This window comes from Pseudomonas sp. MWU13-2517 (assembly GCF_023242545.1).
Classification (GTDB): Bacteria; Pseudomonadota; Gammaproteobacteria; order Pseudomonadales; family Pseudomonadaceae; genus Aquipseudomonas.
Genome location: NZ_JALMFA010000009.1, coordinates 143990 through 156261, shown reverse-complemented (window position 1 = coordinate 156261; position 12272 = coordinate 143990). Strand labels below are relative to the sequence as shown.

Annotated in this window: 7 protein-coding genes; all 7 read right to left on the bottom strand. The window is 61.3% G+C overall.

What is annotated here, in order from left to right; all coding sequences use genetic code 11:
• Positions 1-105: 105 nt before the first annotated feature.
• Positions 106-2619, bottom strand: a complete 2514-nt coding sequence (locus tag M5B97_RS15045) for a fimbria/pilus outer membrane usher protein (RefSeq protein WP_248731901.1) — start codon at positions 2617-2619, stop codon at positions 106-108.
• 85 nt (positions 2620-2704) lie between these two features.
• Positions 2705-3445 carry a molecular chaperone gene (locus M5B97_RS15040; RefSeq protein WP_248731900.1) on the bottom strand — a complete coding sequence of 247 codons (741 nt, stop codon included), beginning with the start codon at positions 3443-3445 and terminating at the stop codon, positions 2705-2707.
• 74 nt (positions 3446-3519) lie between these two features.
• Positions 3520-4125: a fimbrial protein gene (locus tag M5B97_RS15035; protein ID WP_123716920.1), complete on the bottom strand. Its 606-nt coding sequence runs from the start codon at positions 4123-4125 to the stop codon at positions 3520-3522.
• Between the two features lie 196 nt (positions 4126-4321).
• Positions 4322-4969: a response regulator gene (locus M5B97_RS15030; protein ID WP_248731899.1), complete on the bottom strand. Its 648-nt coding sequence runs from the start codon at positions 4967-4969 to the stop codon at positions 4322-4324.
• Positions 4970-4992: 23 nt separating this feature from the next.
• Positions 4993-8166, bottom strand: coding sequence for a hybrid sensor histidine kinase/response regulator (locus tag M5B97_RS15025; protein ID WP_248731898.1), 3174 nt, complete (start codon positions 8164-8166; stop codon positions 4993-4995).
• Positions 8167-8247: 81 nt separating this feature from the next.
• Positions 8248-9441, bottom strand: a complete 1194-nt coding sequence (locus M5B97_RS15020) for an EAL domain-containing protein (protein WP_123716923.1) — start codon at positions 9439-9441, stop codon at positions 8248-8250.
• Positions 9428-12226, bottom strand: coding sequence for an ATP-binding protein (locus tag M5B97_RS15015; RefSeq protein WP_248731960.1), 2799 nt, complete (start codon positions 12224-12226; stop codon positions 9428-9430). The genes M5B97_RS15020 and M5B97_RS15015 overlap by 14 nt, the downstream gene beginning before the upstream one ends.
• Positions 12227-12272 lie beyond the last annotated feature (46 nt).

The window sequence follows — 12272 nt, the reverse complement described above, 5'->3', positions numbered from 1 at the left end:
TTCAGTCTGTTCCTGATCTGCTTGGGGACTGGCTTTGAGCTTGGGCGCCCCGTCGAATCACGCTGGCCGAACACAGGCTTGCGCCATCGGCCTGGCGAAAACGGATCATTGTGCGGGCTTGCACACCAGTGCCTGGCGTTCGTAGTTCAGCGCCTTGTTCCGGGGTGGCAGCGTGTAGCTCGCACTGCAATGCTGCTCGCCCCACTTGATGACCAAGGTGCCTTGATCCTGCTCCACCAATGCCAGGGCGTTGCCGTTCGGGTCTGCGATCGCCAGTTGCTTGCCTTGGGCATCTTCCAGCGAGGCGCCGAACGATAACGGCTGATGCTGGGCATCGAACAACTCGAACAACACGCGCCGCCCGGTGGTGCCACTGTAATGCGCTACCACGATGGCGCCACGGCGCGGCACCAGTTGTTGGGTGGCATTGGTGATTTCTACGTCGCCGCCCAGGTCGCGGGTGTCCAGGCTGACCCAGTTCACCCGATAGGGTTGGGCCGTGGGGATCACCGCATAGCCGTTGTAGCCGGTTTCGACGCCGCTGTAGCTGCCGATTTTTGCCCCGCTGATACCGGGTACTTCGGCAAGTGCGAAGGTTTCACTGACGGTCTGCCCCAGGTTGATGCCACCCGCATGAGCCACCACGGAGCCCGCGAGGTTGAGGTTCTGCGAGTTGTAGCCCTGGCCCTGGCTATAACCCAGGCTGACGTCCGCCACCGAGGTCCGGCTGTTGATATTCACCGAGCCCGAATCGCCACTGGTGTCGCTGTGGCCGGCTTGCACCGAATAAAAGGTGTCGCTGGTATCGGCGACGTAGCCGTTGATACCGGCTTGGGTGGTGGTGTCGCCGTGGTTGCTGCTGGTGGTGGCAAACGCTCGTGGCGCACGCGGTTGGCTGCCCAGTGGGAAGGAGATGGACAGGTTCACCTGGGTGTCATCGCTGGGTTCGCCCCAGGTGACGATTTGCTTGGTACGCGTTACACCGAGGTTGTACGTCACATCGCCCCAGTTACTGGTGTAGCCGGCGGAAAAACTCTGCGAGCCACCCCGGTTCCAATAGCGCTGATCGCTGGCGTTCATATACAGGCTGCCGTACTCGCGGTTACGCCCGATGCTCTGGTTGATGGTCAGGTCGGTGCGGGTCTTGGAGTTGCCGGTGCGCACACGGGCGCCTTCGCTGATGTCTTCGACATGGTCGGCGAAGCTGCGGTAGCCCTCGGTGGAGTAGCGGTACGCCGCCAGGGTGAAGTTGGTGTCGGTGCCGGCAAAGGTCTTGGCATACAGCGCACGGATGCTGTTGCCCTGGGTGGTCTGTCCGCGGGCCTTGCTCGACGAGTGCGTGACATCCAGCGACACCGCGCCCAGCGCTGTGTTTTTACCGGCGCCGAGGGACAGCGCATTGTACGCCTCACTGGCCTGCACGCCGACGATACCGCTCAGGCTGCTGGTCAAGCCGTACGCCAGGGTGCTGCTGAAAAACCGTGGGGTGGCCAGGCCTTCGGCATTGCTCTTGAACGTGCCCGCCGAGACGCTGTACTTGACCTGGCCTTCACGCACCATGATCGGCAGGCTGGAAAACGCCTGCGTCGTCACGCGGCGGCTGCCGTCGGCTTCGATCACGGTGATCTGCAAATCACCGTTGGAACCGCTGGGGTAGATGTCGTTGATCTCGAACGGGCCCGGCGCGACGTTTGCGGTGTAGAGGATGTAGTCGTTCTGGCGGATCTCCACCGTCGCGTTGGTCTGCGCCACGCCACGGATCACCGGCGCATAGCCGCGCTCGCTGTCGGCGCGCATGCCTTCGTCCGAGGCCAGCTTCACACCGCGATAGCGCACGCTGTCGAACAGGTCGGTGTCGGAGAAAATCTCACCGGCACTGAACTGGCCCTTGATCGCCGTCACGTCATGCTGCACGTAGGTTCGGTTGCTGGTGAAGGTGTTCGCGCGGGCGGTGCCGCCACTGAAGTTGGACTCGTTGCGCAGGCGCCAGGCGCCCAGGTTGATGCCGTTGCGCAAGCCCAGGTTATTGGCGACACGGGTTTTATAGTCGCCGGCCGTGCGGCTGCTGTTGAGTTGATAGTTGATGAACGCGGCCGGCACGCCGTCGTCCCACAACTGCGGGTCGACATAGCCGCGCCGGCCGCGTTGCAGGGCTATTTGTGGAATGCTCGCCATCAGGCGCAGGCGGCTGCTGTCATACCGCACGCTGGCGTCTTCGATCAACTGAGGCAGTGAATAGCAGGGCGCGGGATGCTCGGGGTCGATTTTGCCCTGGGCCTGCAAGCGGGCCATGTCGATGCCCAGTTGCTTGAGCAGGTCGAGAGTCAGGCAGGCTTCGACCTGGCCATTTTTCGGGTTGCGCAGGAAGTCGATATCGCGCCGGCCCACCAGCACTTCGTTGCTGTACAGGTCCACCCGGTAATTGCCGGCTAGCACACTGTTGGCCGCGAGCAATTGCTGCAGGTCGACCGCCTGCCCACCTTGCAAGAACGTGGTGTTGAACGCTTCGCCGGCTTCATCGGCCATCGCCCAGGCCGGCAGGCTGGCGGCAATCGCCAGCGACAGTGTCTTGAGCCTCAGCGCGTAACGCGCGGGCCTGTTGCTGGAAAGAGAAGACATGCGAAGACCTTTGACATCCCTCCTCAGCGAACAGGCGGGCACGTAGATACGCGCCCCACGTTCGCCCGGGGGTTAGAGAAAATGCTTAAGGGGCCAGACGTGATTCAGTGGCGCGTGCGGGGGCCGAAACGCCGCTGGACAGGGGCGCGGTGTAGTGACTCTGCGCGCCGTAGTCGTTGATGCTATAGAACGACAACTGCACCGGGCCGCTGGTGGGCAGGGCACTGAGCGGAAATTGCTTGTGCTCACCGGGCGCGATCATGGTGGAGTCACTCGCCAGTTGCGCCTGCACTTTGATGTCGGCCATCGACACGTGATACAGCGTCGGGTTTTTCACGCTCAACAGCGTCTGCGCACCGTGGCGGACCAATGCCCACTCAAGCTGTGCCGGGGCCTGCAAGGCGCTGCCGGGCAGGCCGGCAGGGCGGTAAAAAATCTTGATGCGTTGGCGGATGGCCAACTGCAAGGTGTTCTCGGCGTCACTGGCCTTGGGGATTTCCTGTACGTTGAGCCACACCACCGACTCACGGTCCGTGGGCATGCCCGTGCCTTCATACAGAATTCGCAGCAGTTGCTGCTCCTTGGCAAACACGCGGGCCAGGGGCGGCGTGACGGCGAAGGGCGCGCGGCTGGCGCTGGCGTCATTCATGTCGACCCAGGATTGCACCAACACGTCCTGGTTGCCGTTGCGCACGGTGATGTTGGCTTCCTTGTGGTCGCCATCGAACACGATACGGGTGGCATTCAGTGAAATGCTGGCGCTGGCCTGGGTCGCCAAAAGCATGCCCAGCAGCCCCAGGCATGCGGCAATCGAACGAGGCAGCATGAGGGTTTCCAGTGTGATCAGAAAGAAAAATGGCGAGGCCGCAGGGCCCCGCGCGTTCGGTGCTCGTGCGCCGATTATTCGTATTGCAGGATGAACGGCAGGGTCGCATCACCACGACCGGCAACGGCGGAGCCGGCGGCTGCGGTGGTGACGTAGGCGGCCGCGAAGCTCAAGGTGGCGTCGCCGCCTTCAGTACCCTGGCCGTGGATGGTGCTTTCAATGCGCGCGGTGGACGGCGAGCTGAGGTCGATCAGTGCACCGTTGCTGTCGAGTAGGGCGATACCGACGTTTTTCGCCGATGCGGAACCGGCGTTCAGCGCCAGGACCTTCTTGCCGGTGACCAGGCCCGAACCGCCGTTGTTCGCGTCAAAGATCATCGCCACCTTGGTGCCTTTGTTGCAGTTGACGTTCAGGTTGAAGTCTTTAGCGGTTACGCGGCCGGCGGCCGGGTTTTCTGCGGTGCCCATGTCCTTGATCGAAACGTTGCCCATATCGACCGAGATGGTGCGGTCGGAGTTGGCACCGTCTACCGAGCACGCGTCGTTGTTGATGACGCCGGTGAAGGTGATTTTGCCGCTGCCACCCAGGGTTGGAGTGGGCGTTACCGGGTCTTCGGCGAACGCACTGCCGGAAGCGGCGATAATGGCCGAGGCGATAACAGCCAGGGAAAACTTCTTCATGATGATGTCCGTAAGTGTTAGTTGGGAAATACTGTTGTTGAACTGCCAGGAAAGAGTAGTGGGCGGCGGCAGGCGGGAAAATAAGACGATTCTTATAAGCGGCTCAAAAAGCGGGGAGGCTGCGCTGGTTGATTGGGTTTCAGGCCAGTAAATAAGGGGCGAAGCCATTGTCCAGGAATGGCTTGCAAGTTGTTCGTTAGTTGAAAATGTTGCGCGCCAGGCAATAAGCCAACAGGTCTTGGTCACTGCTGACTTCAAGTTTTCGCATGGCTGAAATCTTTTGCGCGCTGATGGTTTTAGAACTTCGATTCTGGCAGCGCGCAATATCACTTACGCTCATCCCGGAAATAAATAAGCGCAGGATTTCAAACTCTTTGGGTGACAAGGTGGAAAAGCGCTCGTCGATGGCCGTCAGCGTTTCGATCACCGACGTCTTGGCCGGCTCCAGGCTGTGATAGGTGCCTTGTTGGGCAATCGCCTTGAGCGCCAGTTGGATCTCGGTATGCAGTTGGCTCTTCTGGATGATGCCGACCACTCCCAGCTCCTGCAGGCGGGTGAGAATCAGCTGATTGGAAATCATCGTCAGGATCAGGACTTGTACCTGAGGAAAGTGCCGTTTCAGGTACTCCACCAGCTTCAGGCCGTCGCCGTAGGGCGAGTCGCCCGGCATGTTGTAATCGGTGATCACAATGTCGACTACCTGGTGTTGCAGCAACTCGATCAAGCCCGCCGAACAGACGGCCTCGCCCACGACCGCAAAGCGCGTATCGCGCTCCACCAATTCGCGTACACCGAGCAGCACGATCGGGTGATCGTCCGCGATAACCACGTTGAATGTTTTCATAAGGGGCCGTCCGTAATGCCAGTTCAAGTGAGTGAAGTGTGCCCAGGCTGGAGTGTCTCCAGAATGGCCGACATTCGCTGCATGACAGCCTTCACCTTGAGTACCAGTGCGGTGTTGAGGCTGCTGCTGTTGAGTGCGCTTTCCAGTTCGATGCAGGCCTGGGACAGCGCCACTGCCTGCACGGCGCCCAGGGCGCCGGCGACTGAGTGCAGGTGGTGCCCGAGGCTGTGGGCATCGCGTTGTTCCAGCGCTGCGCCGATGCGCCGCAGGTCTTGCTGCACAGTGCTGATGAACAGCGCGCGCATCTTGTCCGACAGTTGCACGCCGTCATCGAAAACCTCGGCTACAGGCTCCGGCGGCGGCTTGACCCGGCACCACTTGATCAACTGGGCGCGCAAGGTTTGCAAGCTCAGGGGTTTGACGATCCAGGCGTTCATGCCCACCGCCAGGCAGCGCATGCCTTCCTCGCGCATTGCATTGGCGGTCACGCCGAGGATCGGCAAGTGCGGGTCATGCTCACGGAGCGCCCTGGCCAGTTCATAGCCGTTCATCAACGGCATATTCACGTCAGTCAGCACCAGGTCAAAGACCTGCGGTTGCCACAGTTGCAGCGCCTGCTCGCCGTTGGCGGCCAGGGTCACCGAGCAACCAAGCGCCTCAAGCTGTTCCTTGATGATCGCCTGGTTGACCGGGTTGTCCTCGGCCACCAGGATGCGCAACCCCAATTGCCCCGCGCTTTGTGGCTGTGCCGCCGCCAGTTGTTCATGCTTGCCGTGCTGCGCCAGTGACACGGTGGCGGCGAGCGTACGCACGTCGTGCATATCCACCACCCAACCTTGCGCCGTGTACAGCGGCGGGCTGTGCGCACCTGGCAGGCAGAGCACACGCTGGCCGGGCCAGGGGTGCAAGGGCTCGTTGGGCAGCAGGTCGACCAATACCGCGTGGTGGTGGTGTTTTTCCTGTGCGGTCGCTGCCAGAACCGCGGCAATGCCCAGGCGATTGAGCCAGTCGCTCGTTGCCTGCGCCAGCTCAAGTACCGGTGCCTGCACATACACCGGCGTCGAGCTCGGTTCGATCAGTGGCAGGTTGGTCAGCGTGCCGCCGCACAGTGGCAGGCGCATCTTCAAGGTGAAACTGCTGCCCAGGCCCGGCTCGCTGACCACCCTGATTTCACCCTGCATCATCTGCGCCAGCCACCGGCATATAGGCAGCCCCAGGCCTGCGCCACCTTCGCAGGCCGTATCCGGCGCCTGGTAGAACAGATCGAACAGTTTGGCCTGCTGTGCCTCGGGAATACCGACGCCGGAGTCGGCGACTTGCCATTCAAGGTCGACGTTGTCGGCATCGCGCCCTGTCACTCGGGCACGAATGACTACACGTCCGGAGTCGGTGAACTTGATGGCATTGCTCACCAGGTTGTTGAGGATCTGGCGAATGCGTATCGGGTCGCCTATTACGCCGTCCGGCAACTGCGGGTCGATGCAGCTGTACAGCTGCAACCCTTTGCGTTGGGCGGATGCGGCATAGGTGTGCAGCGTATCTTCGAGTATGTCCAGTGGGCAGAAATCCATGGCTTCTATCACCATTTGCCCGGACTCGATCTTCGATACATCCAGCACATCGCTGATCAGTTGAAAGAGCGTGGCGGACGAGCGCTGGATGGTGTGCAGGTAGGTTTGCTGGTGCGGGTTCAGGTCCGTCAGGCCGAGCAATTCCAGGGTGCCGAGGACGCCATACAGCGGTGTGCGGATTTCATGGCTCATGGTCGCCAGGAACAGCGTCTTGGCCTTGTTGGCGGTATCGGCAGCGTGGCGCGCCTCTTCCAGCGCCTGGGCATCTTCGACATGCCGAGTGATGTCGTTGAACGCGTACAACCGCACGTTTTCCGCCTGGTAGCGGGTCGACACGAAGCCGATTTGCAGGTGCCGGCCTTCGATCTCCAGATGCGTCTCGCCGTTCTCGGCATGCTCATGTTGACCGGCCATGGCCGCCACCAGGCGAGCGCTGCCTGGCCATTGCTGGGCACGCTGGTTTTCGATCAATACCTTGCCGTCGCTGCGCCGCACCACACACAGGCCGGTGGGGGCGGTGTCGATGACAACGCGGCTGAATGCCACGCTTTCGGCAATGTGTTCATGGGCCAGGCGCGCCGGCGTGATTACCTGGCGCCGATACCAACGGCTGCCGGCCCAACCCAGGGTGATCAAACTGGCCAGCAGTAGCGTAAGCGTACTCAGCGGCCATACGGCGGAATGGAAGAAGTGCGAGTAATCCAGGCCGTAGACCGCGCTCCAGGGCTGGTCGCCGGCCTGGGTAATCTTGAATTCGAAGCCCTGGGCGGTGAAGTGCACGCCATCACTGAGTGGCGCCAGTGTCGCGGGTCCGATCAATCGGTTGCCGTCGGGTGCAATCAGGGTGAAGCGATCAAATGCCGAGTGATCCAGGGCACGCTGCACGTCGTCGACCTGCGCCAGGTCGAGCAAGGTGCCCACCACCGCCTGGCCCTGACCGTCGAGTGGCAGGCCGATATAGGCCAGCAGGTGTCCGGGTTCTGGTCCGGTCTGCCAGTACACGCGATCTTCCTCCAGCGGCTGCGGCGTCTGCGCGAGGGTGTTTTGCACGGCCTTGACCAACGCCACCAGGTTGCCAGTTTCCTCGGTAGTTTCCCGTCGCTGGTAACCCACGGACGGAATGGTGATGGTGTAGTTTGTCTGACGGTTGAGCAGGAAGGTTTGCGGCGCCTCGTACGGCGACGAGGACCAGAAGGCGCTGTAGTAGCTGGTCAGGTGCGCACCCAAGGCAAAAATCGGCGGTCTGGCGGCGACACCGACCTGCTGCTCATCGAACTTGACGCTGAACGGCACCGAAAACGAGTACTTCTGGCCTTCGTACAGCGTGCGGCGGTTGTCGACCATGCGGCTTTTCAGGCTGACCTGAACGTGAGTGGCACGCAACAGTTCGGCCTGTATGCCCGGGTGAGTCAGGCTCTTGAGGTAGGTTTGCTGCTCCGCGAAGTTTTCCATCAGCCGCGCGAAGTGAAAGCGCGTGGCGCCGTAGCGGGTCTCGATTCCCCGTTGCAGTGACCAGTAGTTGCTGAGGAGCAGCAGCAAAGCGATTCCAATCAGCACCATCAGGCCTTTATTCAGGCGTACAGAGCTACGGGTAAAGGCTTCGAGGATCGCGTTGTTGTGCTTCATCTGGGGTTTCCGCAGGCGCTGGATAAATCGGCGCTGGATGGAGCTTAGCCCTTAAAAAGGCAAATGATCCGGGGCCGTCAGCTAGTGAGATGTCGCGGGGCCATCATTGTTCAGTAGCTGCTGAAATTGGTCTGAAGACACCGCATGGGAGATCAGGAAGCCTTGTACCTGATTGCAGTCGATCTTGCGCAGCAGGGCCAGTTGCTGGGGTGTTTCCACGCCTTCGGCGACCACGGTCAGGCCGAGTTTGCGGCCCAGCGCGATGATGCTCGCCAGCGCCTGGGCCATGCCTTCGTTGTCGTGGCTGCCCTGGACCAGGGCCTGGTCGATCTTCAGTTCGGTGAACGGGGTGGACACCAGGTTGAGGTATGAACTGTAGCCTTTGCCGAAATCATCCTGGGACAGTCCGAAGCCCTTGATACGCAGGCGGCAAGCTCCGGCGTAGAAGTTACTGATGTCCTGCGGCACCGAGCACTCCATCAGCTCGAAGCAAATCATTCCGGGAATGCCATCGTAGTGCAGCACGAACTCCAGCAGGCGGTCGGCCAGGTCATGACTGTTGAGCAAGTGTGTGGGCAGGTTGATCGACACCGGTATTTCATAACCGCGCTGGCGCCAACGCTCCTGGGCGTGAATGGCCTGCTTGAGCACCACCCACAACAGGCGCTCCTCCAGCTCGAACGCCTTGATCGCCGGCAGGAACGCAGCCGGCAGCATTACACCTTGCTCGGGGTGCATCCAGCGCACCAGGGCTTCGGCGGCAACAATACGACCGTTGGCCAGGGATTTTTTCGGTTGGAACCACGCTTGGAACTGGCCGTTGCCCATGGCCTGGATCAACGTGTGACGGTCGATGTCCAGGTACTCGGTCAAGTCGGGAGAGGGCTGGTGCATTTTGTTCTTGAGTTGCTCCACCAGGCTGCGCAGGGCCTCGACGGCGACCGGTTTGGAGATCAGCCCGATCACTTCGACATCAAGGTTTTTCGCCACCAGGCTGGCCGCCATCAGCATGCGCCGCGAGGCTGCGCTCATGATCGCCAGGGCCGGTTTGCAGCGCAGGTTGGCCAGGCACTGGATGAATTGCACGCCGTCCATGCCGGGCATCAGCAGGTCGGTCAGTACCAAATCGAAATCCCGCTGGCGCAGACGCTCCAGCGCTTGTTTGCCATCCTCGGCGGTTTCGAGCCTGAAATCCCCCAACTCAGTGAGCAGGTGCTGCAGGTAGATGTGCTGCAGGGGATGATCCTCGACAATCAAAATACTAAGGGGCTTCATGGGTGATCCGTGCATAAGGCGCCAGGGAATTGAATAGAGCCCGCAACGCGAAGGGTTTGACCAGGCAGTGGTTCATGCCGGCGGCCAGGCACAGGTCGGCCTCGCCGCGCATGGCGTTGGCGGTGGCCCCGATAATCGGCAACGAGCAGCCCTGGCGGCGCAGTTCGCGCGCCAGTTCATAACCGTTGATGTGGGGCATGTTGACGTCGGTCAGCACCACGTCGAAATGCCCGGCGCTGTACAACTGCAGCGCCTCCTGGCCATCGGCCGCCAGCTCCACCGTGCAGCCGAGTTCTTCGAGTTGGTCGCGCAATATCAGTTGGTTGATGATGTTGTCCTCGGCCACCAACAGGTGCAGGTTGAGTGCGTCGACATCGCGCTGGCGCGTTTGCTCATCGCTGCGGGCCACCCACAGCCCCTGGGCCTGGCTGACTGCCTGATGGATCGCACCGAGGTGGTTGAGGTTGACGTGCCACGCGCCGGCCTCGGCTTCCACGCTGGTGCAGGCGTTGCTGCTGACATGGATCACCGGCCCCGGCCAGTCGGGTGCCAGCAATGGGTCGACGCTGCCGGGGTGCAATTGCAGCAGCAGGTTCTGGTCGGGCAGGGTCGGCAGGCCGGCCTGGGCCCGTGCGCCCCAGCGCCGCAGCCAACCGCTGATGGCGTGGGCGAGTTCCGGAATGGGGGAGGCGACATAAATGGTGTCGGCCAGTAATGCACTCATCGGCAGGGTAGGCGCTTCTTCCAGCGGCAGGGTAAGGCTGAAGCTGCTGCCCAGGCCCAGTTCGCTGACCATGCGCAGCGAGCCGTTCATCAATTCGGTCAGGCGCTGGCAGATCGGCAGGCCCAGCCCGGTGCCGGCGACCACATTAGTGTTGCCTTCGCTCTGGTAAAACGGCTCGAAAATCATCGCCTGGTCTTCCTGGGCGATGCCTTTGCCGGTGTCCGAGACTTGCCACAACACACTGGAGCGCTCGCCGTCGCGGCCGAGCACCTTGACCCGTAGCACCACCCGCCCGTAATCGGTGAATTTCACCGCATTATTGAGCAGGTTGTTGAGGATCTGGCGGATACGCGTCACATCGCCAATCAACCGTTCGGGCAACTTGGGATCGAGGCAGGCATACAGCTGCAAGCCTTTAGCCTGGGCGGCCGCGGCGTAGCCCTGGATGATTTCGTGCACCAGGTCCAACGGTGAGAACTCACTCATCTCCAGCGCCAGTTGCCCGGCCTCGATCTTCGATACGTCGAGCACATCGCAGATCAGTTGCAGCAGCGTGGCGGACGAGCCTTCGATGGCATGCAGGTAGTCTTTCTGCTGGGTATCCAGTTGGGTTCGGGCCAACAGTTCCAGGGTGCCCAGCACTCCGTATAAGGGCGTGCGGATCTCATGACTCATGGTCGCCAGGAACAGGGTTTTCGCAGCATTGGCGGCATCCGCCGATTGCCGGGCTTCTTCCAGCGCGGCCTCGACCTGTTTGCGGGCGCTGAGGTCGCTGAAGGCGCAAAACAGCACGTCTTCGCCTTTGTAGCGGGTGGGCACGCTGCTCAGGTACAGGTGGCGACCGTCGACGGTTTCAAAGTAGTCGCTGCGTTCGGAAGGTTCGCCGGCAAAGGCTTGCTCGATCCAGCCGTCGCGCAGGGTTTCGCGTTCCGGGCCGTTGCCCAGCCATTGCTGGGCCAGGGTGTTCTCCAGCACCACCTGGCCGTCGGTACGGCGCAGTACACACAAGGCGACCGGCGCGGTCTGGATGACATCGCGGCCAAAGGCTTCGCTCTCGATCAAGGCCTGGATGCGATGGATCGACGGGATGATGAAGCGCTGGTCGACCCGGCGCATCACCAGCCAGATCAGCGTGAGGCTGAACAGGCAGAATAACAATGAACCGAGCAGTTGCTTCCATAGACCGATGACTACCGCACGCAGATCGATGGAATACATCAATTGCCAGTCGGAGGATTTCAAGTGCTTGCGGATCACCAGGTGGTCGGGCAACCAGCCGTTGCCCACAAATCCGAAAAAGCTGTCTTCGCCAGGCTTGAGGCGTTGTTGGCTCAGGCGCGTATCGGCACTGTTGGTGAATACCAGCATGCCTTGGGAATTGAGCATCATGAACTCGCCGGCGCTCTGGTCGCTGAGCGCCGAGGAGACCTCGCGGCTTTCCATCTCCAGGCCGAGCCAACCTGAATTGACATCGCGCTCATCCAGCCGGGTAAACACGTACAGGTGCGAGTGGTGCTCGGTCCTGTCACTGAGCCATAGCTCCCCGAGCATGGTCGGGTTGCTACGTTGCAGGGCCTTCAGGCGGTTGAGCATGCACTTGGAAATAGGCAATGCCTGCGCGGTCGAGTTGTACAGGCGCATCACCTGTGGGCTGGGACCGGCGTTCACATAGAGCAGGTTGAGTTGCTTGGCCTTGAGGTAGTCGCGCATGCGCGCGGTGAGCCAGATGCTCCACTGGTTGCCGGGCATGTCGCCCAGTTGCAGGTGTTCTTCTTCCGGGGAGGGCGGGTAGATCCGCGCCTGTTTGCGCACGGCCGACAGGCTGAGGCTTTCGAGCAAGGCCTCGCGATTGGTGAAAAAAGTGTGTGCCTCGGCGATGGCGCTGCTCATGTAGCCGCGTCGCTGGGAGATGTCGTTGTTGAAGGTGGACAGCAGGAAGGTATAGACCCCGCTCAGGATGCCGATCAATAACACGGTGGCAAACGTACGAAGCAGCCTTCTGGCTGCTTCGGGTCGGGAAAGGACGGGGTTGATCTGGAGCAGATAACTTTTCAATCGCATCGGCAGAGAGTAGTGGCAGATCGCTGCCAGTGGCATAAGACGATCC